General features: G+C 33.1%; 25 protein-coding genes and 1 pseudogene. 15 read left to right on the top strand and 11 right to left on the bottom strand.

Going from position 1 to position 25540, the window contains the following annotated elements; genetic code table 11:
• Positions 1-110: 110 nt before the first annotated feature.
• The 8 genes from moaC (at position 111) to frdD (ending at position 6036) form a co-directional block, all read left to right on the top strand.
• A complete protein-coding gene (gene moaC / locus GYW75_RS05890) occupies positions 111-596 on the top strand; it encodes a cyclic pyranopterin monophosphate synthase MoaC (RefSeq protein WP_174798755.1) in 486 nt (161 codons plus the stop codon).
• A gap of 10 nt (positions 597-606) precedes the next feature.
• Positions 607-852: a molybdopterin synthase sulfur carrier subunit gene (gene moaD / locus GYW75_RS05885; protein ID WP_065590347.1), complete on the top strand. Its 246-nt coding sequence runs from the start codon at positions 607-609 to the stop codon at positions 850-852.
• 4 nt (positions 853-856) lie between these two features.
• Positions 857-1300 carry a molybdopterin synthase catalytic subunit MoaE gene (gene moaE / locus GYW75_RS05880; protein WP_194240434.1) on the top strand — a complete coding sequence of 148 codons (444 nt, stop codon included), beginning with the start codon at positions 857-859 and terminating at the stop codon, positions 1298-1300.
• A 60-nt stretch (positions 1301-1360) separates the two neighbouring features.
• Positions 1361-2059: a Bax inhibitor-1/YccA family protein gene (locus GYW75_RS05875; protein ID WP_174798754.1), complete on the top strand. Its 699-nt coding sequence runs from the start codon at positions 1361-1363 to the stop codon at positions 2057-2059.
• A gap of 170 nt (positions 2060-2229) precedes the next feature.
• Positions 2230-4074: a sulfatase-like hydrolase/transferase gene (locus tag GYW75_RS05870; protein WP_174798753.1), complete on the top strand. Its 1845-nt coding sequence runs from the start codon at positions 2230-2232 to the stop codon at positions 4072-4074.
• A 572-nt stretch (positions 4075-4646) separates the two neighbouring features.
• Complete coding sequence (locus GYW75_RS05865) at positions 4647-4997, top strand: hypothetical protein (RefSeq protein ID WP_065590373.1); 351 nt, start codon at positions 4647-4649, stop codon at positions 4995-4997.
• A 272-nt stretch (positions 4998-5269) separates the two neighbouring features.
• The gene (locus GYW75_RS05860; RefSeq protein WP_051634141.1) at positions 5270-5665 is read left to right on the top strand and encodes a hypothetical protein; all 396 of its coding nucleotides are present in this window, start codon (positions 5270-5272) and stop codon (positions 5663-5665) included.
• Between the two features lie 14 nt (positions 5666-5679).
• Complete coding sequence (gene frdD / locus GYW75_RS05855; protein WP_065560802.1) at positions 5680-6036, top strand: fumarate reductase subunit FrdD; 357 nt, start codon at positions 5680-5682, stop codon at positions 6034-6036.
• Positions 6037-6119: 83 nt separating this feature from the next.
• On the opposite strand, the gene GYW75_RS05850 is transcribed toward frdD, so the two are convergent.
• From GYW75_RS05850 to GYW75_RS05805, 10 genes and pseudogenes are all read right to left on the bottom strand, one after another.
• Entirely contained in the window at positions 6120-6983 is an 864-nt protein-coding gene (locus GYW75_RS05850; protein ID WP_174798752.1) for a hypothetical protein, read from the bottom strand.
• Between the two features lie 247 nt (positions 6984-7230).
• Positions 7231-8814: pseudogene (yejF, locus tag GYW75_RS05845) on the bottom strand (microcin C ABC transporter ATP-binding protein YejF); the annotation flags it as partial.
• A complete protein-coding gene (locus GYW75_RS05840) occupies positions 8814-9842 on the bottom strand; it encodes an ABC transporter permease (protein WP_174798750.1) in 1029 nt (342 codons plus the stop codon). The pseudogene yejF and the gene GYW75_RS05840, both read right to left, overlap by 1 nt.
• Positions 9842-10930 (bottom strand): microcin C ABC transporter permease YejB, encoded by a 1089-nt coding sequence (locus tag GYW75_RS05835; RefSeq protein WP_034910220.1) that lies wholly within the window; start codon positions 10928-10930, stop codon positions 9842-9844. Before GYW75_RS05835 ends, GYW75_RS05840 begins: the two co-directional genes overlap by 1 nt.
• A gap of 1 nt (position 10931) precedes the next feature.
• Positions 10932-12902 (bottom strand): extracellular solute-binding protein, encoded by a 1971-nt coding sequence (locus tag GYW75_RS05830; protein ID WP_174798749.1) that lies wholly within the window; start codon positions 12900-12902, stop codon positions 10932-10934.
• 427 nt (positions 12903-13329) lie between these two features.
• Positions 13330-13515 (bottom strand): hypothetical protein, encoded by a 186-nt coding sequence (locus GYW75_RS05825; RefSeq protein WP_208610474.1) that lies wholly within the window; start codon positions 13513-13515, stop codon positions 13330-13332.
• A gap of 226 nt (positions 13516-13741) precedes the next feature.
• Positions 13742-14179, bottom strand: a complete 438-nt coding sequence (locus GYW75_RS05820; RefSeq protein ID WP_174798748.1) for a PTS sugar transporter subunit IIA — start codon at positions 14177-14179, stop codon at positions 13742-13744.
• Positions 14180-14235: 56 nt separating this feature from the next.
• The gene (locus GYW75_RS05815) at positions 14236-15651 is read right to left on the bottom strand and encodes a PTS fructose transporter subunit IIC (protein WP_174798747.1); all 1416 of its coding nucleotides are present in this window, start codon (positions 15649-15651) and stop codon (positions 14236-14238) included.
• A gap of 11 nt (positions 15652-15662) precedes the next feature.
• Entirely contained in the window at positions 15663-16583 is a 921-nt protein-coding gene (gene pfkB / locus GYW75_RS05810; protein WP_174798817.1) for a 1-phosphofructokinase, read from the bottom strand.
• Positions 16584-16594: 11 nt separating this feature from the next.
• Positions 16595-17449 (bottom strand): tagatose bisphosphate family class II aldolase, encoded by an 855-nt coding sequence (locus GYW75_RS05805; protein WP_174798746.1) that lies wholly within the window; start codon positions 17447-17449, stop codon positions 16595-16597.
• A 345-nt stretch (positions 17450-17794) separates the two neighbouring features.
• Between GYW75_RS05805 and GYW75_RS05800 the strand changes: the two genes are divergently transcribed.
• Together GYW75_RS05800 and GYW75_RS05795 are read left to right on the top strand one after the other, a co-directional pair.
• Positions 17795-18616, top strand: coding sequence for a DeoR/GlpR family DNA-binding transcription regulator (locus GYW75_RS05800; protein WP_085165617.1), 822 nt, complete (start codon positions 17795-17797; stop codon positions 18614-18616).
• 1 nt (position 18617) lies between these two features.
• On the top strand, positions 18618-19583 hold the full coding sequence (locus GYW75_RS05795; RefSeq protein WP_174798745.1) for a sugar kinase: 966 nt from the start codon (positions 18618-18620) through the stop codon (positions 19581-19583).
• Between the two features lie 244 nt (positions 19584-19827).
• Here the strand turns inward: GYW75_RS05795 and hemW are convergent, their stop codons facing one another.
• The gene (hemW, locus tag GYW75_RS05790) at positions 19828-20955 is read right to left on the bottom strand and encodes a radical SAM family heme chaperone HemW (protein ID WP_174798744.1); all 1128 of its coding nucleotides are present in this window, start codon (positions 20953-20955) and stop codon (positions 19828-19830) included.
• 180 nt (positions 20956-21135) lie between these two features.
• On the opposite strand from hemW, the gene GYW75_RS05785 reads away from it, so the two are divergent.
• The 5 genes from GYW75_RS05785 to mraZ all read left to right on the top strand — a co-directional run bounded on the left by GYW75_RS05785 (position 21136) and on the right by mraZ (position 25527).
• Positions 21136-22008 (top strand): D-hexose-6-phosphate mutarotase, encoded by an 873-nt coding sequence (locus GYW75_RS05785; protein ID WP_174798743.1) that lies wholly within the window; start codon positions 21136-21138, stop codon positions 22006-22008.
• Between the two features lie 181 nt (positions 22009-22189).
• Positions 22190-22474 carry a 50S ribosomal protein L25 gene (gene rplY, locus GYW75_RS05780; protein ID WP_065560399.1) on the top strand — a complete coding sequence of 95 codons (285 nt, stop codon included), beginning with the start codon at positions 22190-22192 and terminating at the stop codon, positions 22472-22474.
• A 181-nt stretch (positions 22475-22655) separates the two neighbouring features.
• A complete protein-coding gene (zwf, locus tag GYW75_RS05775) occupies positions 22656-24116 on the top strand; it encodes a glucose-6-phosphate dehydrogenase (RefSeq protein ID WP_065590363.1) in 1461 nt (486 codons plus the stop codon).
• A 13-nt stretch (positions 24117-24129) separates the two neighbouring features.
• Positions 24130-24828: a 6-phosphogluconolactonase gene (gene pgl, locus GYW75_RS05770; RefSeq protein WP_174798742.1), complete on the top strand. Its 699-nt coding sequence runs from the start codon at positions 24130-24132 to the stop codon at positions 24826-24828.
• 252 nt (positions 24829-25080) lie between these two features.
• On the top strand, positions 25081-25527 hold the full coding sequence (gene mraZ / locus GYW75_RS05765; RefSeq protein WP_065590397.1) for a division/cell wall cluster transcriptional repressor MraZ: 447 nt from the start codon (positions 25081-25083) through the stop codon (positions 25525-25527).
• Positions 25528-25540 lie beyond the last annotated feature (13 nt).

Here is a 25540-nt window from a genome sequence, read left to right as displayed (position 1 = left end):
TTCATCTAGATTTATTACATTAATAACCTTAAAAGGATTAGTAGTAACTATTAATAAAATTTGCTATCTTGGTAAAAATTGATAATTAATAAAATAGTAGGGATTAAAGGATGAGTGAATCATTTTCGCACATTAATCAGCGAGGTGAAGCCTGTATGGTTGATGTCTCAGAAAAACTAATAACAACACGCGAAGCAAGAGCTGAGTCATTAGTCTTAATGAATGCTGAAACATTGAAGATGATTATTGAGGGTAAACATCATAAAGGCGATGTTTTTGCAACAGCAAGAATTGCAGGGATTCAAGCTGCTAAAAAGACTTGGGAGCTTATTCCGCTTTGTCATCCACTTTTTTTGAGTAAAATTGAAATCAACATTGAAGTAGATCAAATAAAAAATTGTGTCCGAGTTCAATCGTTTTGTCGATTGAATGGGCAAACAGGAGTTGAAATGGAAGCAATGGTTGCCGCATCTATTGCAGCATTAACCATTTACGACATGTGCAAAGCGGTTCAAAAAGATATGGTGATTTCTCAAGTAAGATTGTTGACGAAAAGTGGTGGTAGGTCAGGGGAGTTTATTGCTCAAAAGGTTTAATAGATAGAAAATGAATAAAGTTATTTTTTTCGCTCAAATTAGAGAATTAGTTGGGACTGAGAGTGTTATGTTAGATGCTAATCAACTTCCAGTTTCCTATCTTATCGATCAGTTAAGTGAACGTGGTGAACAATGGTTTTTGGCATTTAAGGAAAACTCTGTTTTATGCGCTGTAAATCAAACGTTGGTTGATTTTGATTATATTGTGAAAGAAGGCGATGAAATCGCTTTCTTTCCTCCTGTAACAGGTGGATAATATTATGGATCTTATCAAGGTTAGTGAGCAGCCGATTGATATTAATAAGTTAAACGATTGGCTTTCACAATTACCACAAGATGGTGCTGTTGTCTCTTTTATGGGCAAAGTTCGTAGTAATGAAAAACAAACGATAAGCTTATTTTTAGAACATTATGCAGGAATGACAGAGAAGGTCTTGGCTAATATCATAGCCCAAGCTAGAGAGCGGTGGCAATTAAGTCGAGTTGCGGTAATTCATCGAGTAGGTGAAATTAGCGCAAATGAAAAGATTGTCTTTGTGGGAGCAAGTAGCGCGCATCGTTCAGATGCGTTTGCAGCAGTAGAGTTCATTATGGATGTATTAAAGAACGAAGCGCCTTTTTGGAAAAAAGAACGAACGCCCCAAGGCGAAATTTGGGTAAAAGCTAAAAAAACAGATAAAGAAGCTTTGAGAAAATGGTATTAGTATTTATTTAGTATATAATGATATTAAGTTATGTCATTCTTTTTTAACGAGAGGTAATTAATGAGAAATTATTCACCTAATGGTTCGATTATTGAACAATCTAGTAATCGCGTGCAAACATACATGAGTCATGTTTATGGTTGGATGACCGTCGGATTACTATTAACAGCTCTGGTTGCTTGGTTTGCATCCAATAACTATGAGCTTTTGAACGTTTTATATCAAGGTATGTGGGTATTGCTTATTGCTGAATTTGCTTTAGTTTTTGCCATTTCTGGATTGATTAATCGTCTCTCTGGAGCTGTTGCGACAACATTATTCATGCTTTATTCGGTTTTAAATGGTTGCACATTTTCGATTTATTTTATTGTTTATACTTCATCATCAATAGCAAGTGTATTTTTTATTACTGCTGGAATGTTTGCAGCTTTGGCTCTTTATGGTTATACCACTAAACGTGATTTGTCTGGTTTTGGACGCTTTTTATTTATGGGATTAGTAGGTGTTGTAATTGCTTCTCTCGTTAATATCTTCATGCAAAGCCAGCCATTAATGTGGGCTATTACGTATATTGGTGTATTTGTTTTTGCTGGATTAACAGCTTATGATACACAAAAACTGAAAGAGTTAGGCGATCAATTATCGCAGGATGATCCTAATATGTTTAGGCGATTTGTTATTTTAGGTGCACTAACCCTTTATCTTGATTTTATTAACTTATTCATTATGTTGTTAAGAATTTTTGCAGATCGTCGATAACTGTATTTCATTCAACTAATAGGGCTCTAAATTGAGCCTTTTTTATTAAAATTTTATTAGAATCGTATTTTTTTAGTGCTAGTTTGTTAAAAAGTTTCAGGAAAGACTATGTTTCAATATAAAATACAGTAAAATTCTTATTATAATGAATTAATAACTTACTTAACACTATGAAAAAATTATACTATTTTGCCTTAATTAATCTATTTATTTCCTCAATACTATCAATTCGTTTTTTTCTTGTCCCCGAGGCATCATTTAATTGGCCGAGTGTGGCATTTTCAATATTTGCTGTATTGGGGCATTTTTTCTCGGCTTATTTATTACTTTTGGTTGTTTGTATACCTCTTTTATGGTTTAAACAAGCTATTCGCAATATTATTTTAGCTGCAATATTTAGCTTTATTCAAATTGGATTATATATCGATACTATTGTATTTCAACAGTATCGATTTCACGTAAATCAATCTGTCTTATCCATGGTTTTGTCTGGACAGGTTGTCGATTTTTCGATAATTACCTATTTTTTAATGTTTACGCTTATTGTTGTTGTATTTTGCACCGAGCATTTTATTCTTTACTTGCTCAATAACAAATTAACTTCATTGCATAAAAATTCAAGAATTGTTTTATTATCAACAATATTTCTTTTTAGTTCATTTTTAATTAGTCATGTTGTGCACATGATTGCATTTTATTATGCTTATTCGCCTCTTATGGTAGTGAAAGAATATATTCCACTTTATCGACCATTTACGTCGAAAAAAATCATGAATTTTTTTGACGAAAAAGGGCAACGAAAAGTCGTGTATAACAAAGATAATAGTAATGCTAGTGTTGATTACCCGAAAAATCCTTTGGTGATTAATCCAGAAAATAAAAAAACTAAAAATATCATGTTTATTGTTTTGGATTCTTGGCGATATGATACGTTTAGTGAAGAAATTTCGCCTAATACATTTCGTTTTGTTAAGCAGAATAATGGGGTCATTTTTGATAACCATTATTCAACTGGTAATGCAACACGTACAGGTATTTTTGGTTTGTTTTATGGTATTCCTGGTACTTATTGGGATTCATTTTTACGAAATAGTGTTCCTTCACTCTTTATCACAACACTACAGAAAGAAAACTATAATATTGGGATTTTTACGTCAGCTAAAGTGACTGCTCCAGAATTTGATCGAACAGCCTTTGTTACCATTAAAAATTTAAGAATTAGTAGTAAAGATGGTTCGGCATCTAATCGAGATAAACAAATTACTGATGATTGGCTTGCATGGTATAAACTACGAGATACATCTAGACCGACATTTTCTTTTTTATTTTATGATGCTCCTCATGCTTATGACTTTCCTGACGATTTTTCGGTGAAATTCAAACCTGTTGGTGATCTTAATTATATGACATTGAGTAATGACACCGATCCTTTGCCTATTTTTAATCGTTACAAGCAAAGTGTTTATTATGATGATTATTTACTACAAAATATTTATGATGAGCTTGTAGAATCAGGTTCGTTAGATAATACAATATTGATTATTACAGGTGATCATGCTCAAGAGATGAATGATAATAAATTAGGATTTTGGGGGCATAATGGTAATTACACAGATGCACAAACAAAGGTGCCTTTTATTATTATTGGTGGTAAAGAATTAGAGAGCCTTAAAAATAATAGTACAAAAATAACAAGCCATGAAGATGTCGTTCCAACCCTAATGAAACATTATTTATATGTGAAAAATGATATAAGTGATTATTCGACAGGTTATGATTTATTTAATCCTATAACTGACCGTAACTGGCTTTTGATGTCTAATTATAGTTCTTATGCGGTGAGAACATCTGATAATATTTATCTTGTTAATCGATTAGGTATTAGTCATTATATGGATTTACATAATCGTGAAGTTGATGAAGTGCCAAATTATCAATATATTCAAGAAGCAATGAATCATATGCGTTATTTTTCTCAATCAGGAAAAAATAGCTTAATAAATAAAAACAATTAATTGTTAATATTAATTTGATAATACGGTTAAATTATATAAAGCAATTTCAGGTGAAACATCTTATGATGTTTTTAGAGGATTATTTCAATCATGAAGTGTGAATAGCTCAATTCTTTTTTACAAATAATTGATAAAAATTTGGATATATAATTGATTTTATTGTTTTCATTTGTGTTAATAAAGATCCTATATATCAATAAAACAGAGATCACATTAATGTTGTTTTTGGCGTACTTTTGTTTAGCATATGATATATTAAAACTCTTTATGATTTGCTTTTAGAATAACGACATAGAGCAAATTAACACTTATGACAATAAAGTAACAATAATTGCCTTGATACCACTAAAACCGATGTAAAGGCCCTTTTATAATTTCATTAATTTGCATTATAAAAATACCTTGTTAAAATAAACCCGAAGCAAATTAAAGCATTATTCAAAAACGATATAATATTATTATTTTTAATTTATAAAAATATGGCTGGTTTGTATGATTCTGGAATTTAAAAATTATAAAAATGATCTCTTAAATCAAAGTACAATAAAAGATAAATATTAAGAATGGGTTTTATGGCTAATTTTCTAAAAAAAACATTTGGGGCATTAACTCTAGGTTATTTGATACGACAATATCTATTTTGTTTAATATTTGTTGTACCGCTTTTTTGTTTAATCATATTTAAGTTTAAAAATCCTGAAAGTATATATTTAGGTGTATGTATTTTAATACAATGGGGATTATATCCATATTCTAGATTTGTTTATGAAGGTGTTGTGAATTACATAGTTGGGGATAATTTATTTATTGTACGAACAGAATTGTTCTTAATAGTAAAAATATGGACAATGGCGCTGTGTTTTGGTTTTGCTTGGTTACTTGCTCCACTAGGTTTATTATATTTATATTTTCGATCGCCTTAGTTAGATGGATTTACCTTGCTATGCATTATTAAAAATATAAGTAATATAGCAATGATAATTCTGATACTTACTTTATATTGGGCTTTCTTTTTTATCCAAGCATGACTACTCACTAAAATTAGACGTACTTTTTTATAGTATTGCTGTATTGAAAGGTTATATTATGAATTGTTATAAGTTAGCAAGATAAAGCAGATTAACACTTGTAATAACCAAGTAAAAAACTACCAAACTATTACTAGCATAAAACACAATGCTACCAAGAGAGATTTATGAATCAACAAAATACCAATAATTGCCTTGATACGACTCAAACCGATGTAAAACGCTCTTTTATAATTTCAATTATGCATAAATTAGTTCCTTTTTCGATGATTTGGGTAAGTTTAGTTTTAATGTATGGCGTAATATGTATGTACACTAACACTGTTGGACAAGATGAGTTTTACCGTTTTATCTTCTTTTTGCGTAGCCCTTTTATTGTGGTGCTTAATTGTATTGCATTATTTATTAGTGTTTACCATTCAATAGTTTGGTTTAATTTAATACCCAAAGCTTTACCTTGCACAATATTTAATAAAAAATCTAACGCATTATTACTGATTGCGGGACTGTGGATGGTGATGCTAACTGTTTCGATTTTTTTATTTTTATTTGTATTGAAGTGAGTGGTATTGAATTAATGAAAAATCAACAAATTCAAGTTAAAAATACTGATGGAAAAGTCATAAAAGGATTATTTGCTTTAGGCGGTACATGGGCTGCAATTTTTTTACCAGTTGTGCTTGTCATTTTGGCATTTATTATTCCTTTTGGCGATGCAATAACACGTTCTTATATTCTTAAAATAGCCAATAAAGAAATTGGTAAAGTTTTTTTATTTTTGATGATTTCATTACCTATCTGGTGTGGATTACAACAAATTTTATCCATTTTACACGAGCGTAAAATCTATCCTAAACGTGAAAAATTACTGACGTTTGGATTAGCATTAGCATGGACATTACATGCTATTTATATATTGTTTATTCGAATGTAAGAGATATTTTTTTGAATTGTAAGAACAACGGCAAAAATACACAAAACGTTATCAATCAAATCACGTTTTGTGTATTTTAAAGACTAATAATAAGTAAGTTCGCGGGTAATAGTTGTCTGTTTACCACCGTTATTATTTTTAATTTTAATTGCTGTTAGCCAATCGTTTTTTTCATTAAAGGTTGAAAAATTAGTTACATAATGAGCCGCTTCTTTGCCTGATGACATATAAGTAGCTTCAATGGTTGTTAATCGATGATGACCATTATCATATTGATACGAAAAATCACTCTCATTTTTCATATTATTACTAAATTGATACAACACTTTGGCTAGCTGTTGCTCTTGATATCCAAATGTATAAATTGAACCCCCTTTTTGTTCTTTACCTGTATAGTTACCATTCTCATCAGTTTCTTTAAGCTGCCATTGTACATTTTTATTGATAAGACAATTATTACTGTCGTATACATAATTATCTGTTTCAAAAAAGACAAAATCGGTAGCTTTTTTAGTTTGCTGTGATACGACAATTTTGCCTTGTTCATCGGTATTAAATTGGATAATGCTGTTAGTTTTATCTTCTACATCTTCAATGATATTTTCCCAACCAGATTTATTTTTCTGTAGGTGTTCCGAGTAAATACGGGTATTTTTATCTGAATAAAGATCATAATGGCTTTGTGTGATAAGTCCGTTAGAAGCATATTCTAGTTCGTGCTTAGCTGTAGAGCTGTTAGCATCCGCTCCCAATTTGGTAGTTGAAGTCCGAATCTCTTGTTTAATATTTCTTACTGGTGAGTCAATATAATCGAGGATTTGAAAGATATAGTTATTTGCCTCAACTATATTCTGAATAGGATTATCACTACAGGTTATCGCCATGGCATTTATTGGAATTATTGATAAGCAAGGGGTTAATAAAAAAGGTAGTATTCGTTTTTGCATAATAAACCTGCTAAATAGATTGATATATTGACTTATTAACAATGGTTTATATTATAAACCATTGTTAAATTATTGCGTTGCATATTTATTTTCTACGCATTAACAAGGCATCTTCCCAACTGACCTCTCTATCTTTTTTCTTATCTCGCTGTAGATCTTGTTGAGATTCATCCTTATGAGTAAATTGCTCTGTTTTGTCAATTTTATCTTTATGTATCATAGTGTTACTTTTCTTTCGAGGTGGCTTATCTAAAAATGAAAGTAATGCTTTTGTATATTCATCTTCAGGAGAATAGAAGATCTTCTCACGTGAGCCTTGCTCAATAATACTACCATCTTTCATAACAACCACTTGGTGACACATAGTGTAAACCAACGCTAAATCATGGCTAATAAACAAATAACTAAGCTGATGCTTTTCTTGCAATGATTTCAGTAAATTAATAATTTGTTTTTGAATAGTATGATCCAACGATGAAGTAGGTTCGTCTAAAATCAATAATTCAGGCTGTAAAATTAAAGCTCTAGCAATAGCTATTCGTTGACGTTGCCCTCCAGAAAACTCGATCGGATAGCGATAACGCATATCTGGATCAAGCCCAACTTCTTGCATAATATCGATTACTGCTTGTTCACGCTGAACTTTGTTTAATTTTTTATGAGTCATTAATCCTTCACTAATAATTTGCTCAACATTGAGGCGAGGATTAAGCGAAGAGAACGGATCTTGAAATACTACTTGGATACGGCTTCGAAATGGTAATAATTTTTTACCAGTCAAATTTTGTATCGGATGGCTGTCAAATACAATTTTGCCCTGTGATTTAATCAATCGTAAAATAGCTAGTGCTGTAGTGCTTTTACCCGATCCTGACTCACCTACAATGCCAACCGTTTCACCTTGGTGTACAGCAAACCCAATATTGTTGATAATTTTCTTCTTTTGGCTGCTAAATAAACGTTTTTTGGTAATGACTTCAACATTAAGGTGATTAACATTAAGTAATATTCCAGGTGAATCGGGCAATGGTACAGGTTCACCTTTTGGCTCTGAATTCAATAGTGTTTGAGTATATTCATGCTGTGGACGTAAAAAGACACGCTGTTTATTATTGTATTCAATAATTTGGCCCTGTTGCATAACAGCCACTTTATCAGCAAGCTTTTTAACAATACCAAGGTTATGCGAAATAAAAAGCATACTCATATTGAGTTCTTTCTTTAACTCTTTTAGTAACTGAATAATTTGTGCCTGTACAGATACATCTAGTGCTGTTGTCGGTTCGTCAGCAATAAGTAACTTTGGATGCGTTAATATTGCCATAGCAATCATTACTCGCTGCCTTTCGCCACCAGATAGTTGATGAGGATAAGCTGATAATTTACTTTTTGGTTCCTTAATGCCTACACGATCAAGGTATTGTAAAATTTCGCCACGAGCTTGATTACGCTTCATTCCTCGATGTAATGCAAGCACTTCATAAAGTTGCTTTTCAACTGTATGTAGAGGATTTAATGACACCATCGGTTCTTGGAAGATCATGCTAATTTCATTGCCACGAACTTTACGAAGTTCTTTATCTGGCGCATGTAATAATGATTTTCCTTCAAACAAAATATCACCAGTAGGGTATACCACTTGTTCTTTACGTAGTAGTCGTAAAATTGATAATGCGGTAATGCTTTTCCCTGAGCCTGACTCTCCCACTAAAGCAAGTGTTTCTTGCTCATTAATATCAAAACTAACATTACTTACTACTTGCGATAGTAAATGCGTACCACGTTTAAATGCAACACTTAAATCCTGAATGGATAATAAAGGAGAACTCATTAATACACTCCTTTGTTTGGATCAAATGCATCTCTTACTGCTTCACCAATAAAAATAAGCAGTGACAGTAAAGTTGCAATAACTAAAAATGAACTGATGCCAAGCCAAGGAGCTTGTAGATTGTTTTTACCTTGTAGTAATAATCGTCCTAGTGATGGCGAATCAATCGGTAAACCAAAACCTAAAAAATCTAGCGCTGTTAGTGTTGTTATCGAGCCACAAAGTATAAAAGGTAAAAAGGTTAATGTTGCCACCATGGCATTAGGCAAGATATGACGAAACATAATTTTAGTATCACTAACTCCCATTGCTTTAGCTGCACGAATATAATCAAAATTGCGAGTACGCAAAAATTCAGTACGCACAACACCTACTAAAGCCATCCAACCAAATAATACGGTAATACCTAATAACCACCAAAAATTAAGCGGTAAAATACTGGCTAACAGAATAATAACAAATAGCTCTGGTAACCCACTCCATATTTCTATGAAACGTTGACCGATTAGATCAATTTTACCTCCATAATAGCCTTGTATAGCCCCAAAAATGACACCAATAATTGAAGTGAAAATCGTCAAGAAAATCGCAAAAAACATAGATATGCGAAAACCATATAAAATATTGGCTAATACATCGAAACCTGCATCGGTGGTGCCTAACCAATGTGATGCCGAAGGCGGCGTTGGAAACGCGTTTGATGTATCATAAATTAATGTATTGTAGCTATAACGAAATGGCGCCCATAAAATCCAGCCATTAGCTTCTATTTTATTTTGTACAGCAGGATCAAGAAAGTTGGTTTGCGTGGCTAATTGTCCACCAAATTCCGTTTCTGGATAAAAATGAAAAATCGGCGAATAGTAATTATCCTGATATTTAATAAAAATTGGTCTATCGTTAACAATAAAATCAGCAAATAAGCTAATCACAAAACAGATCATAAATAACCAAAGTGAATAATAACCACGACGATTCTGTTTAAATCGTTGCCAACGCTGTTGATTAATAGAGTAATGGGTGGTCATTAGTTGCGAGCCTCAAAGTCAATACGTGGGTCAATCATCATATAAGATAAATCAGATAATAATTTAGTAATAAGGCTGATTAATGTAAAAATATACAATGAACCAAAAATCACAGGGTAATCACGTTGTATAATTGCCTCATATCCCAATAGCCCAAGTCCATTAAGCGAAAAGATAATTTCAATCAATAATGAACCAGTAAATAAAATACCAACAAAAGCTGCAGGAAAGCCCGATACAATCAGTAATGTTGCATTGCGAAAAACATGTTTATATAAAATTTTTCTTTCACTTAATCCTTTAGCACGTGCGGTTATTACATATTGTTTGCGGATTTCATCTAAAAATGAATTTTTAGTTAGCATGGTGAGTGATGCAAAACCGCCAATGACCATTGCAATAGTGGGTAAACAGATATGCCATGCGTAGTCTTTTATTTTGCCCCAAAAATCGAGTTGATCAAAATGGTTCGATATTAGCCCACGTAGAGGAAAAATATCCCAATAACTACCGCCAGCAAATAATACAATAAATAAAACTGCCAATAAAAAAGCAGGTATCGCATAGCCAATAATAATTAAGGTACTTGACCAAAAATCAAATGCAGAGCCATCCTTCACTGCTTTGCGAATGCCTAACGGGATTGAAATTAGATAAACAATCAAAGTACTCCATAATCCTAATGAAATTGAAACAGGTAAACTTTTGGCAATTAAACCTAGTACCGATTCACTTTTAAAAAAACTATTACCAAAATCAAATAATATATATTTCTTTAGTGTTTCGATATAACGTTCAAATATCGGTTTATCAAAGCCGTACTGCTTTTCTATCATTGCGACAACTTGGGGATCAAGACCGCGTGAACCGCGATAATTTGATTCATTTTTATATTGCTGCACTGGCGTAGATGAGCCACCACTCCCAGGCAATAGCCCTTGCCCTGCTTGCGGTCCGTTTTCAATCATAGCAAGCGCCTGATCAACGGGTCCACCTGGCGCAACTTGTACAATAAAAAAGTTGATAGTTAAAATCACAAACAATGTTGGAATAATCAGCAACAGTCGACGAATAAGGTAATTGATCATATTAATGTTTCCGATTTTTAGGTAGGCTAGCTGCTTTGTTTGCATCATACCACCAACTATCAACTCCGATTGCATAAGTAGGTTGTATAGCTGGTTGCCCAAATTTATTCCAGTATGCATAATACGTTTTACTGTTATACCACATTGGAATCATTGGATATTCTTGCGTTAAAATCCGATCAAGCGCTCGTCCTAGCGGGACTAACTCTTCTTGATTATCCACATGTTTGGTGATTTCAGCAATAATGGCATCAATAGCCTTATTATGCAAACCCGAAGCATTCCATGATGAGTTAAGATACTCGCTTCCCCAAAGCACTAGCAAATTAGAGCTTGGGTAATTTACGGCATAATAATCACGTGCAACCATATCATAATCACGTTCACGAACACGTCGTAATTGTTGTGCTGAATCTAGCAAGGTAATATTCATGGTGATCCCCAAACGTGCTAAATTTTGTTGAAAGGGAATGGCATATTTAATATCACTACCGAGGTAACTGATCAGTTCAAATTCAAATGGTTGCTGTGTTTTAGTGTTAATCAGCTTACCGTCTTTAACTTCCCAGCCCGCTTGTTTTAATAATTCTGCTGCCTTTAATAAATTATCACGATTAAAACCCTGACCATCACTTTTTGGCACATAATAGGCATTGCCGAAAGCACGCTTTGGAATAATATCTTTATAAGCATTAAGCCATTTTAATTCTTGCTCACTAGGTGTGCCGATTGCGGCATAAATGGTATTTTCAAAAAAACTATAAGGTCTTTTGTAACTGTCATAATAAAAGGCATGATTTAGCCATTCAAAATCAAATGCCAAGGTAATGGCTTCACGAACTTTAATATCTTTAAATAGATCTTTTTGTAAATTAAACGCAAGCCATCTAGTGTCGGTAGCTGTTTGAACTGGTTTTTCTTGTTTAATAATATGGTTAGAATCAAAATATCTACCTTGATATTGAGTAAACCAGTTTTTAGGTTGATCTTCAGCACGCAAATCATATTCGCCAGCTTTAAAGGCTTCTAGCGAAACGTTATCATCCATATAATAATCAATACGTTTTTCGTCAAAATTATCTAAGCCTTTATTAATAGGTAAATTACGTGCCCAATAATTCGGATTACGTCGATAAACAACATATTGCCCTAATTTATATTCGCTAATGTAGTATGGACCACTACCAACTGGTGGTGTAGTTAGTGGTTCAGAAAGATCATGATCTTTCCAAAAATGTTTCGGCATAACTCGCATACTACCAACGAATGAAAAGAGTTTTTCCCGATCGGAATCGGGAATATCAACACGCACATGGTGATCATCTATTGCCTTAACTGTAATGCCTTTATTATAAACACGATACTGAGGCACGCCTTCGGTCATAAATTTGTGAAAGGTAAACTCAACATCATGGGCTGTTATTGGTTTCTCATCTTGAAAACGAGCGTTGGAATTAATAGTAACCTCAGCCCAACGATAACTATCAGAATAAGTTATTGATGTCGCAATAAGTGGATAAAAACTAGTAATATCATCAGCCGTATTGGTAAAAAGCGTGTCATATAACGCTCCCGAATTTCGCTCAGGTGCTCCACGGCTAGCATAGCGATTCAAATTATCAAAAGAGCCAACTTCAGCCAGTTTAATTACTCCACCTTTAGGTGCATTAGGATTTACATAATCAACATGTTGAAAGTCAACATGATACTTTGGTTGACCTGAAAGTGAAAAGATGGTTTTGTGGTAAATTACCTCACGTTTTTCAGTAGGAATAACGATATCAATTTGTTTATCCTGAGATGATTGAACAGGAATATTAACATCGATTTCTTCCTCAGTTTGAGGTGAAATTGTTTGCGGTAAAATTTGTTGTTCTTCATCGGCAAAAGCAGGTGCAGAACAAATGGCTATACCACTTAGGCAACTCAAGATGAATAATATTTTTGTAGGTTGTTTAATTCGACTAATCATCCTAATTCCGTTCCTGCTTTTATTTAACAATAACATGTTTATATTACTTTTTATTTATTATTAACAAATTCAAATCATTTAAGACAATCATCATCGCCTAGCTAGGGTGTCTATTTTGCCAAACTTCAACTAAATGAGCAAAAACTAATTAATAAAGTTTATATAAAATGATAATGTTAGCGAAAAGCATACCGTTATTTTTAGATTAAACAAGCTATATTGAATCAATTATACATTTTATATTTTTCAATATGATTAACTATGCCTTACATAAATTGGGATATATTGACAGCTATCTTTTTGTGAAAAAGTTTCAGGTAACTATACGTTTCAGTATAAATATCTTGAAAATAGATAAGAAATCAAAAAAACGATTATCATTGTTCAATTGAAAAGTTGGATGTACTTACCACTCATAAAAGAAATATTACGTATTGTTGGCTAAACTCAAAATATGATTTATTACCGTTTTTGCTTGATGACTGTTTTTCCAACAAGTTGAACCTGATAATAACGTACTTTTGTTAAGAATTTCATCTAAACTAGCATTACGCAATTTATCGAAAGAATCGAAGTGCATATCTTCAAGTCTTTCAATAATTTTGGCATCCACGAATTTAAGCTCCATCAACTGCTGTCGTTCTGATTCTGAAAAGGCAATATTATTCCCATTACGTTATATTAAATATGCTTTTAAAATAATGTATTTTTGTAGCTTTTTTAAGTAGGCGCCTATTAATATTTTATAGGCATAATGCTTTGTTATTAATAGATTTTATCGAGATTATATCATAACAACATTTTTATGCCTTTTCTTTTTATTACAAACTCAAGATCTTTTAATTACCTTGAAGAATTGCTAATAAATCCTCCGGAGTTTTAACTGCGTGAATTCGTGTTAGCGTATCTTCAGCAATCACTGCTCGGGTTAGTTGACGTAAAATATCTAAATGTTCATTGGTTTTTGCAGCAATACCAATGACAACATAAGCTATATTATTATCTTCGTCCCAATTGATTCCTTCAGGATAATATATGATTTTGATTCCAGTTTGGATAACACTATCACGTTTTTCCGTTGTGCCGTGTGGAATGGCGATTCCGTTACCTAAAAAAGTCGAAATTTGTTTATCACGATCAAACATTGCTTGGGTATAGTCATCTTTGACTAACTTAGCTTGGATCATCTTTTCTGATACATCTTTAATTGCTTCTTTTTTAGAATAGGATCCAGTTACGATTGAAATATCATGTACTGTCAAATTTAATGTGCTCATTTCTATTCCTTACTAAAATGAATATACCGAAATAAATCGGTATATTTCTTGATTGATTAAACTGATTTTTTGGCAACTAATTGTCGATTTTGATGAATACGTACTAAACCTAATAAAATAGCGCCAACTAGTGCTCCTACGAAGATACAGACTACCCATAAAAATGGTTTATTAACTAATGGCAGAACTAAAAATCCTCCATGTGGCGCTGGAACTTGAATTTGACATATGAATGTCAATACTGATGCAATTGCAGAAGATAACATCATAATTGGAATTACTCGCAAAGGATCCTTAGCCGCAAATGGGATTGCACCTTCTGTAATATGTGTCGAACCTAAAACATAGTTAACAAGTCCAGCAGCACGTTCTTCTTCTGTGAAAGCTTTGCTGCGGAAAATAGTGGTAGAGAATGCAATAACAAAGGGTGGTACTATACAAGCAGCAGACACACCTGCCATGAAATAGAAATTTCCTTCACCTAACAACATAGTGCCAGTAACATACGCTGCTTTATTAACAGGACCACCAAAGTCAAACGAACACATTGCTCCAATAACAATACCGAGTAAAACAGGATTTGCAGATTGTAATGATTCAAGGAAAGATTTCATTCCATTATTAATACTTGCAATTGGACCACCAAGTAAAAACATACCTGCACCGATAACAAATACACCAATTAATGGCATAATAAAAATCGATTTAAGTCCTTCAAATGAACGGGGTAATCCATCTAACATTTTTTTGACATAAAGCATTAAATAGCCTGCTGCAAAGCCAGCTATAATTCCGCCTAAGAATCCTGCACCGGTAATGTTGGCAATTAAGCCACCAACAAAACCAGCCACCATACCAGGTTTTCCACCTATTGAATAGGCAATAAACCCAGTAAAGATTGGTACCATTATGCCAAATGCTTGCCCACCTATTTTCATTAACAATGCAGCAAATTCATTATATTGGGCATTATTAGGGTCGGCTGAATAGATTCCCCATAAAAATGATAAAGCAATTAGTACTCCACCAGCGACAACAAATGGTAGCATGTTTGACACACCACTCATTAAGTGCTTATAGATTTGGCGTCCAATCGATTCTTTTACTTCTACTTGGCTTGATGAAACTGTGTTATTAGTGCTATTTTGTGCGCCTTTACGAACAGGAACTGTACCTGACATAATTTTTTCGATTAGTGCTGCAGCCTTATGTATACCGTCTTTAACCGGTACTTCAAGCACGGGTAAACCATTAAAGCGATCTGGATTGACATCTTTATCTGCTGCAATAATAACGCCAATTGCATTGACAATATCAGCATCAGTAATGGCGTTATCAATACCACCAGCACCATTGGTTTCCACTTTTATTTCGGCTCCAGCCTTTTGGGCCGCTGATTTTAAGGCCTCTTCAGCCATATAAGTATGTGCGATACCGGTTGGGCAGCCTGTAACGGCTAATATTTTTTTCATAACAATCTCCTTTACTTGATTAGGGTAACTTCAAGTTGATCCATATAAATATTGATTTTATTTAGTAAACCTAATCCGTCTGATTCTGCAACGTTAGCGCCTGTTGCTGATGCCTTTTTTATGGCTTTTTCAATATGTTGTTGTTCAGGTAGCCATTCACTAAGAAAAGCTGCTAGTGACGCATCACCGGCACAAGCCGAGCTAATTAATTTGATTTTTACAGCATTGCAAAACCAAATATTTGTCCCATTAGAAAAGTAAAGCCCTTTAGCTCCCATGGTTAATAAAATATTTCTCGCTCCTTGCGCATGAATATTTTCTAGTGCAGCAATGACTTGTGATTTTGTTTTCGTTTCAAAGCCAAAAATCTCTTTTACTTCATCATCATTAGGTTTAATTAATAGTGGTTTATAGGAGAGTAAATCACCTAATTTGGGGTGACTAATATCAAGGATAACTTGAATATTTTTTTTGTTGCATAAATTTAAAATAGCCTCGTAATATTCAGATTCAATATTATTTGGCAAGCTACCACTGATGACTAAATAACTATTGTTAACCAGTGATTCAATAATAGTTAGCATTTCTGTTTTTTTATCATTAGGTATAAACGGACCTTTACTGACTAATTTATATTCGTTTTCATTATCACTGATAAAAACATTAATACGCGTGATATCATCAATAAAACAGGGTTTTGTCTTGACCTGTATTTTCGTTAGTTCATCAATAATATATTTACCAGAAAATCCACCAAAGAATCCTAATGCACAAGTAGGGCTATCAAATTTATGCAATACGATTGAAACATTGACTCCTTTGCCATTCGGGCTATATTCAGTATGAGAGGTTCGATTAACTGCATTAGGGGTAAGCCCTTGACAATGAATATTCATATCGATTGCAGTGTTAAGTGTTAATGTATAGATCATCATCTTGGCCTCTATAATTTGCCTGCACATCCACATGTTGTAATAATTTTTTTGACAATGTCTTTCATTGCTGCTTTTGCAGGTTTCATATAATGGCGGGGATCATTGGCATCGGGATGTTCAATAAAGTATTGTTTTAATGCATCTGAAAATGCAATTTTTAATTCTGTCGCAACATTTACTTTACAAATTCCACGCTTAATACACTCACGCACGTCTTTCTCTGGAACACCCGAAGCGCCATGTAGTACGAGAGGAATATCAACCATTGAGCGAATTTCTGATAAACGATCAAAATCCAGTTTTGGCTCTGATTTATAAAGACCATGTGCTGTACCAATGGCGATAGCGAGGGAGTCAATTCCTGTTTTTTCAATAAAATCTAAAGCTTGTTTTGGATTAGTATATAAAGCATCTTTATCATTAACGATTAAATCATCTTCAACGCCACCAAGGCGACCTAATTCAGCTTCAACACTAACATCGTAACGGTGAGCATATTCAACTACTTGTTTGACAATGGCGATATTTTCTTCATATGGAAAATGGGAGCCATCAATCATGACCGATCTTACTCCTGCATTAATTTTACTGGTGATATCGTTATATTCTTCGTGATGATCTAAATGGACAGCTAATGGAATGTTATGCTTTTTTGATAAAGCATTTGCTATAGCAAGTATATTTTCTGTTTCTGCATAACTGTATGTACCAGGTGTACCAGCCAAAATAACGGGCGATTGTAATTCTGTTGCTGTTTCAACAACGACCTGCATAGTTTCTAAGTTATGGATATTAAAGGCAGGCACAGCATAATGTTCTTTTTGAGCCTTTTTTAGCATGTTGTTACTTGAAATAATAGTCATATAACTTCTCCTTAATAATCTAATTCACTTTGTATTATGTTAATAACTTTTGTTTTGAAAATTATTTTCATTAATTATGATTTCAAAACGAAAGTTAAGCTAGTAATAATCGCGTGAGTTAGATCACAAAAATTAACATTACTTTTAAAACGAAATAAAAAAGATTGATAAATTTTCGTTTTGATAGTTAACATGTATATGTAAAACGCTGTGGGATAAAAAATGCTAATTATTAATGGTATGATTTATAAGATAAAATTCTAATCATAGTTTGATGTTGACCTAATATATGATTAATTCTATTATCACTATCCTTAATTTTTATCTATGGCGTAGGAAATAAAATTGGCTAGAGCATCTTCAGGTTTATTAAAACGACGATTACAAATTGCAGAAATTGTTCGTAAGCAAGGTGAAGTTAAAGTTGATGAATTATCTGAATTGCTTCAGGTCTCAAATGTGACTATTCGTCAAGATTTAACTTATTTAGAGCAGCAAGGATATTTAAAGCGTTCTTTTGGTGGTGCAATTTATGTTACCCCTGAAGGTGTGTTTAATCAGCTAAGTGTTAATACACCAAGTTATATACAAAGTAATAGTTGTGATATTGAATTAGTTAAAACCTGTTTAAGTTATATTAGTGATGGCGATATATTGTTTTTAAGCCATGGAAATTTGATAAGAAAGTTGATTCCGTTTTTACATTGCAAAAAATCATTAATACTTATTATGAATGACATTAGCAATGCACAATTAGCGAAAGAGTTTACCGATGCTGAAGTAGTGCTTGTTGGTGGAGCCATACTGGAAGGGAATCTTTTGTTAGATAACAAAATGATCAATTTTATTTTGAACCAATTTTCTATATCGCATTTTGTTATCGAATTAAGTTCAATCAATACTGATAATCAATTGATTATTGAAAGTTTAGAACAGGTTAGAATTTATCAACAAATAATGAAAAAAGCAGCACATACAATTGGCATATTACCGCAACGTATTATTCATAATAATGATAATAGTATTGGAACTTTAGTTGATATTGATATGGTGATGTTATCAAGATCTGCTGTAACCGAGTATCATCAACAATTATTAGATGCTAATTTTGAGCAGCTTATTTCAAATAAATATTGTGTAACTTATCAAAACAAATTGGAGACATAATATGCGTTTTAAAATCTGCACGATAGGCGAACTGCTAGTTGAGTTTTTAGCAAAAGAACAAAATCAGCGTTTCGATCAAGCTGGGGAGTTTATCGGTCCTTTTGTTAGTGGCGCCCCTGCAATATTTGCAGATCAAGTTGCAAAATTAGGTTTTCCTGTTGTTTTTTTTAGTTGTGTAGGAAAAGATATTTTTGGAAAAATGTGCATCCATCGCCTTAAAAGTGATGGTGTCATCATTGATGGTATTACTCCACATAATAAGGCCAATACAGGTAGTGCATTTGTTACTTATAAAGGTTCTAATGAAAGAGATTTTATTTTTAACATTCCAAATAGTGCATGTGGTTTACTTTCGTTTAACCATATTAATGAAAACTTATTAAGAGATTGTACTCATTTGCATGTAATGGGGTCATCGCTTTATTCATTTCGTGTGATTGATGCTATGAGAAAAGCATTGGATATCATCAAAAGTAAAGGTGGTACAATTTCATTTGATCCTAATCTACGCAAAGAAATGTTTGATATACCAGAAATGGAACAATCTTTCGATTATATTATGGAGTATACCGATATATTTTTACCTAGTGAAAGCGAAGTTAGCTATTTTATTAACAATAATGAAAATGAACAACAAACCATGTTTAAGTTGCTTAAAAAAGGTATTAAACATATTGTGGTAAAAGGGGGGGCTAAAGGAGCTAAATATTATGGACTTGATGAACAAGGTCATTTACAAAAACTTCATGTTGATGGATACAAGGTCATCTCGATAGATCCAACCGGTGCGGGAGATTGTTTCGGAGCAACATTTGTCAGTTTAATGTTAGCAGGTTACTCTGTTGAACAAGCTTTGCAATATGCTAATGCTAGTGGTGCTTTAGCCGTATCTAAAAAGGGTCCGATGGAAGGAACTTCTACATTAGCTGAACTAAAACATTTCCTTTTTCATACTTCAATTGAATAGTTATTAAAATTAATGTGATTATCGGAATTATAGGCAAAAAAAACCCAATAACAAAAGTTATTGGGAAAACATAAGGAATAGGAAAACAATGAAATAATGCATTGTCGAGACATAGTATGTACTTTTTTTTGAAGAAAGTCTGTAAAGATATGTGAATAATTGATTAAATAGTTCGTATCTATCATGTTAAATAAACGTAAAGGATAAGTTTTTTTAGATAAATATAGGTATTTCAAAATGTTATCTATAAAAACATCTCTAATAACGAATTCAAGAATAACTTGCCATGATCAGTTACCAGCCAGTTTTGTTTATCCTCAATTAAATAGTTCTTTTCAATGGCAATCGCTATTTGTTTTTCAACTGAGTGTAAAGGTAAATAAGTCCGTTGTTCAAATTCATGTTTAGGTGTTGGTTCAAAAAGTCTAAAACGATTCATAAAAAATTCAAAAGGCAATTCCTCTTTTGGAACTGTATAATATTTATCTAAATAACGTCCCTCTAAATACCCTTTTGGGTGACGAGTTTTTATAGTACGAATAATTTTCCCATCAGGTTGCGTTAATTTACCATGAGCGCCACATCCAATGCCTAAATAGTCTCCAAATCGCCAATAATTTAAATTATGTTGGCATTGTAATCCTTCTTTAGCATAAGCAGAGGTTTCATATTGTTGGTAACCACTTTTAGTTAATAATTGATTACCTTGTTGATAAATTTCCCAAAGTTTATCATCATCAGGTAAAACAGGTGGTTTTGAACCAAATAGCGTATTTGGCTCAATCGTTAATTGATACCAAGATAAATGCGGTGGTGCAATAGCAATGGCTTGTTTTAGGTCATATAGAGCATCATCAATACTTTGATTTGGCAAACCATGCATTAAATCTAAATTAAAACTTCTTAAATCTAATGTTTTGGCAAGTTTTCCGGCTGTGATTGCTTCTTTGGGATCGTGTACCCGTCCTAATTTAACAAGTTTATCGGTCTGAAAACTTTGCACGCCAATTGATATTCGGTTTATACCCGCTTGCTGATAGCCATTAAATCTTTCTATATCAACAGAATTTGGGTTAGCTTCAATGGTGATTTCAGCATCCTTATGTATAGGGATGATCTTATTTATATTTGATAATAATTTATCAATCAACTCGGCTGAAAATAGACTAGGTGTACCTCCACCAATAAAGATTGAATGAATTGAGCGGTTTGAACAGAAAATAGTATCGTTTTGTAGGTCTTTAAGCAAATGCTCTACATAAGATTCATAATTTGGCGTTTTTTTTATGGTATGTGAATTAAAATCGCAATAGGGACATTTTTGTACGCACCATGGCATATGGATATATAAACTTAATGGGATTTTATACATAAACGTAGTGTTACCTGAAACTTTTTGACAAAAACAATTAGAGTGTTGTTTCACTATTTATAGTGCTTTATTTTACTCCAATTCTTTAAAAAATGCTTTTGCATCTATTATGTTTTTATTATTAACTTAAGAAGTATACAATTATCAATAAGTTGTTAAATTTATTATTTAGGAGTAAATATGAGTATATATAAAGAGATTTTAGAGAGTAGCTTATCAGGTGTATCCTTAAGCCCATCAATTAAACAATCAATTTATGGTGAACTGCCAATTTTAGTTATTAATCATAGCACTTGTTGTGCTGCTGTTGCATTACAAGGTGCACACTTATTATTTTGGCAACCATCTACTGAACAAACACCAGTTGTTTGGCTGAGTAACAAAACAAATTTTAAAAAAGGTGTAGCTATTCGAGGTGGAGTGCCTGTTTGTTGGCCTTGGTTTGGTCAGTTAGGCAATCCTTCTCATGGTTTTGCACGCATTGTCGAATGGACATTAGATTCATGTAAAGAGGACGAGCAAGGCGTTACCCTTGTTTTATCGCTCACTAATAATCCGCAGACAGAATCTTATTGTAGCAAACCTTTCTCGGTATCATTAAATCTTCATCTAGGTAAAACTTGTGAAGTTTCTTTAAGCTGCTCAGCAGACTTTGATGTAACTAGTGCTCTACATACTTATTTTGGAGTTGATAATATTGATAGTGTTGTAGTCAAAGGTTTAGGTGAAGCTTATCAAGAACGACTTGCTGCTGAAAACAAACCAGCGACTGTAGGCCAATTGACATTTAATCAAGAGGTCGATCGTATTTATACCAATGCAAGTAATCAAATCACTGTTACTGATGGCACTCGAACAATTCAATTAACCAATACTAATGTAAGTGATGTTGTTACTTGGAATCCATGGATAAATAAAGCTAAATCAATGGGAGATTTTGGTGATGGTGAGTATAAATCTATGGTTTGTGTCGAAGCAGGTTGTATCACAAAACCATTAAAGTTATTACCGAATAAAAAATCAACTTATGGTTTTAAAATAGAATTGATCTAAGTGTGCATATAATATTCCATATACGTAATCAATATTTTACTGATTTGTAATATGATTAATTGATTGCGTTTAGAGGGATAACACTTTATAATCTCCAACGCTTTTTAAAGTACTAGTTTGATAGCCAATTACTGGGTCGCCTGTAATTGGTTTCTATTTTAAATAATTAAGAGAAATTAATATGTTTACATTCAAAGCTGAAGTTAGAAAAGAGCATGGTAAGGGTGCGAGCCGCCGCCTGCGTCACGCTGGTAAATTCCCAGCCATTATTTATGGTGGAACTGAACCTGCAATCTCTGTTGTGCTTGATCACAACCAAGTTTTTAATATGCAAGAAAAACCAGAATTTTATTCTGAAGTGTTAACTATTGAAGTTGACGGAAAAGCAGTTAAAGTAAAAGTGCAAGCAGTACAACGTCATGCATTTAAACCAAAATTAGTTCATATGGATTTTGTACGAGCATAATTTGCTTATTGGGAAATTACCCAATAACTTGTTTCAAGCAAAAGGTCACCCAGAGGTGGCCTTTTTGTTTTAGAGTAAACAAAGGATAATGCCTATTACTATGATTTATCCTATTAATCGGGTGTACACCAACCATTCAACATAATAGAATAATTACATTATACCATCGTAGGAGAAAACCATGTCTGATATCCCAGCTTGCGATTTAGTTATTTTTGGTGCTAAAGGGGATTTGACAAGACGTAAATTATTACCGTCTTTATATCAATTAGAAAAGTACGGAAAGCTACCTGAACAAACAAAGATTTTAGGCGTAGGGCGCGCTGATTGGGATCATGCCGCTTATTGTGAGGTAGCAAAAGAAGCACTAATCTCGTTTATGCCAGAACCGTTAGACGATAATATTTGGCAACGATTTAGCCAACGATTGGACTTTCATAAGCTAGATGTTAATGATAGTGCTGGTTTTGAAGGATTGAAAAATAAACTTGATTTGAATCATCCAGCTATTTTCTATTTTGCAATGCACCCGGGTGCTTTTGGGACTATTTGTCAAGGTTTAGCTGCTGCAGGATTAAATCAATCGCAAAACCGCATTGTGATGGAAAAACCACTTGGAACAGATCTCAAGTCATCTCGTGAAATCAATGATTCGGTGGCTAAATTCTTTAGTGAGTCGCAAGTTTATCGTATTGATCATTACTTAGGTAAAGAATCAGTATTAAACCTATTAGCCTTACGATTTGCTAATACAGTGTTTGCGTCATTTTGGGATCGTAATTCAATTGATCATGTTGAAATTACGGTAGCTGAACAAGTAGGTATTGAAGGCCGTTGGGGATATTTTGATAAAGCCGGTCAAATGCGTGATATGGTACAAAACCATTTATTACAAATATTAACCATGATTGCCATGTCCCCACCTGCTAATCTTGAAGATGATAGTTTGCGTAATGAAAAGATAGCTGTACTTAATGCGCTTAGACCAATTAACAAATCCAATATTCGTGAAAAAGTAGTTCGAGGGCAATATACAGCAGGTTTTGTTAATGGTGTTAATGTGCCGGGATATTTAGAAGAAGATGGCGCAAACCCAAAAAGTAATACCGAAACATTTGTTGCAATTCGAGTTGATATTGATAACTGGCGCTGGGCAGGTGTTCCTTTTTATTTACGCACTGGTAAGCGCTTACCAAGTAAATGTTCTGAAGTTGTAGTTTATTTCAAACCATTACCGCTTAATTTATTTAGTGAATTTTATCCAGAATTGCCACAAAATAAATTGACGATTCGTTTACAACCTGATGAAGGTATGGATATTGAAATCCTAAATAAAGTACCAGGGTTGGATAGTAATCATAATTTACAAACCACTAAACTTGACTTAAGTTTCAGCGAAACTTTTCACCAACAAAGTGCTGATGCTTATGAGCGTTTATTACTTGAAGTTATGCGTGGTCGCCAAGCATTATTTGTTCATCGTGATGAAGTTGAAGCTGCATGGAAATGGGTTGATTCAATTATTAGTGCATGGGAATCAGAAAATGATGCCCCAAAAACCTACCAAGCCGGAACTTGGGGACCAGTCGCATCCGTTGCCTTAATCACTAAAGATGGGCATTCATGGCACGAATTTGAATAAAGGAAAAATAACTATGTTTACGTTAAATAAATATCAAAATAGTCAATTATTGATCGAAGATTTAACCTCACATATCGTCAATGAATTAAAACAGGCCATTGTACAAAAAGGACATGCTTCAATTGCGGTTTCTGGTGGTAAAACACCTATTCCATTATTTGTTTCACTAAGTAAACAAAATATAGAATGGAGCCGAGTTTTTATTACGTTGGTAGATGATAGATGGGTTAATGATACTGATGATGCTAGTAACGAAAAGTTAGTGAACACTTATCTATTACAAAATAATGCTAAATTGGCTAATTTTGTTGGTTTAAAAAACAGTTGTAATAATCCATTTGATGGTGCAGAAGTTACAGATAAACTTTTAGATAAAGTTCCGATGCCATTTGATGTAATTGTTTTAGGTATGGGAGAAGATGGGCATACTGCCTCATTATTCCCAGGCGCAGCTAATTTGGCTAACGGTTTAGATATGAAATCTGGACGGAAAGTTGTTGGTATGACACCATTAACAGCACCACTAGATCGTATTACATTAACATTGCCAGCTATTTTAAATAGCAAAAATATCTACCTACATTTAGTTGGTGAAAGCAAATTGTGTGTATTAGAACAAGCCGAAAAAAATAATGATGTTAATCAAATGCCTATTCGTGCTGTTTTGCAGCAGGATAAAGTTAATATAACTGGGTTTTGGACCGTATCTTAAATTTTCCTCATTTTTTTGCCGACTTACGTCGGCAAATCCCCCCTCCTTAATTTTCTTATACCAGCAATTTATTTTCTACATAAAAACCTAGAAGATGCTTTTAAATCATTTATAAATTAATTATTCAAATACCTATTAATTTATTAAATTTTGTGGTAAAAAGTGGGGTTAAGTGGTAAAAATGGGTGTTTTTATTAACATGTTGATTTTTATTAATTAAAATTTAAATAAATTATAAAGAAAAATACTTTTATGTTTAGTGGTGCAATTTCAATTAGTTTAGATAATAAAGGACGGTTAGCTATTCCTACTCGCTACCGTGAATCTTTATCTGAAGGTATGGTTTGCACAATTGGTTTATACGACCCATGCTTGACACTTTATTCAATGTCCGAATGGAAATGTATTGAACAGCAACTTGCAACATTATCAACCATTGTTGAAACTGAACGTAGAATAAAAAGATTGTTATTGGGGTATGCAACTGAGTGCCTAATGGATAATTCTGGACGAATTTTATTGTCACCTACATTGCGTACTTATGCAAAATTAGAAAAAAATATAATGTTTGTTGGTCAATCTAATAAATTTGAAATTTGGGATGAGGCAAGTTGGTATCAACAAATTAATGATGATATTACCGCATTATCAAGCGATATTGAAAACTTATCAGATAATTTGAAAAGTTTAACTATTTAATAAGAGTAAAGAT

This window comes from Gilliamella sp. ESL0232 (assembly GCF_013346885.1).
GTDB classification, from domain to species: Bacteria; Pseudomonadota; Gammaproteobacteria; order Enterobacterales; family Orbaceae; genus Gilliamella; species Gilliamella bombi.
The sequence above is the reverse complement of the archived record's forward strand: the minus strand, read 5'-3'. Positions and strand labels throughout refer to the sequence as shown.

Excerpts from the sequence above, each read along its gene's own strand:
- moaC (WP_174798755.1), top strand. The coding sequence starts at position 111 with ATGAGTGAATCATTTTCGCACATTAATCAGCGAGGTGAAGCCTGTATG.
- moaD (WP_065590347.1), top strand. The coding sequence starts at position 607 with ATGAATAAAGTTATTTTTTTCGCTCAAATTAGAGAATTAGTTGGGACT.
- moaE (WP_194240434.1), top strand. The coding sequence starts at position 857 with ATGGATCTTATCAAGGTTAGTGAGCAGCCGATTGATATTAATAAGTTA.
- GYW75_RS05875 (WP_174798754.1), top strand. The coding sequence starts at position 1,361 with ATGAGAAATTATTCACCTAATGGTTCGATTATTGAACAATCTAGTAAT.
- GYW75_RS05870 (WP_174798753.1), top strand. The coding sequence starts at position 2,230 with ATGAAAAAATTATACTATTTTGCCTTAATTAATCTATTTATTTCCTCA.
- GYW75_RS05865 (WP_065590373.1), top strand. The coding sequence starts at position 4,647 with ATGGCTAATTTTCTAAAAAAAACATTTGGGGCATTAACTCTAGGTTAT.
- GYW75_RS05860 (WP_051634141.1), top strand. The coding sequence starts at position 5,270 with ATGAATCAACAAAATACCAATAATTGCCTTGATACGACTCAAACCGAT.
- frdD (WP_065560802.1), top strand. The coding sequence starts at position 5,680 with ATGAAAAATCAACAAATTCAAGTTAAAAATACTGATGGAAAAGTCATA.
- GYW75_RS05850 (WP_174798752.1), bottom strand. The coding sequence starts at position 6,983 with ATGCAAAAACGAATACTACCTTTTTTATTAACCCCTTGCTTATCAATA.
- GYW75_RS05840 (WP_174798750.1), bottom strand. The coding sequence starts at position 9,842 with ATGACCACCCATTACTCTATTAATCAACAGCGTTGGCAACGATTTAAA.
- GYW75_RS05835 (WP_034910220.1), bottom strand. The coding sequence starts at position 10,930 with ATGATCAATTACCTTATTCGTCGACTGTTGCTGATTATTCCAACATTG.
- GYW75_RS05830 (WP_174798749.1), bottom strand. The coding sequence starts at position 12,902 with ATGATTAGTCGAATTAAACAACCTACAAAAATATTATTCATCTTGAGT.
- GYW75_RS05820 (WP_174798748.1), bottom strand. The coding sequence starts at position 14,179 with ATGAGCACATTAAATTTGACAGTACATGATATTTCAATCGTAACTGGA.
- GYW75_RS05815 (WP_174798747.1), bottom strand. The coding sequence starts at position 15,651 with ATGAAAAAAATATTAGCCGTTACAGGCTGCCCAACCGGTATCGCACAT.
- pfkB (WP_174798817.1), bottom strand. The coding sequence starts at position 16,583 with ATGATCTATACATTAACACTTAACACTGCAATCGATATGAATATTCAT.
- GYW75_RS05805 (WP_174798746.1), bottom strand. The coding sequence starts at position 17,449 with ATGACTATTATTTCAAGTAACAACATGCTAAAAAAGGCTCAAAAAGAA.
- GYW75_RS05795 (WP_174798745.1), top strand. The coding sequence starts at position 18,618 with ATGCGTTTTAAAATCTGCACGATAGGCGAACTGCTAGTTGAGTTTTTA.
- hemW (WP_174798744.1), bottom strand. The coding sequence starts at position 20,955 with ATGTATAAAATCCCATTAAGTTTATATATCCATATGCCATGGTGCGTA.
- GYW75_RS05785 (WP_174798743.1), top strand. The coding sequence starts at position 21,136 with ATGAGTATATATAAAGAGATTTTAGAGAGTAGCTTATCAGGTGTATCC.
- rplY (WP_065560399.1), top strand. The coding sequence starts at position 22,190 with ATGTTTACATTCAAAGCTGAAGTTAGAAAAGAGCATGGTAAGGGTGCG.
- zwf (WP_065590363.1), top strand. The coding sequence starts at position 22,656 with ATGTCTGATATCCCAGCTTGCGATTTAGTTATTTTTGGTGCTAAAGGG.
- pgl (WP_174798742.1), top strand. The coding sequence starts at position 24,130 with ATGTTTACGTTAAATAAATATCAAAATAGTCAATTATTGATCGAAGAT.
- mraZ (WP_065590397.1), top strand. The coding sequence starts at position 25,081 with ATGTTTAGTGGTGCAATTTCAATTAGTTTAGATAATAAAGGACGGTTA.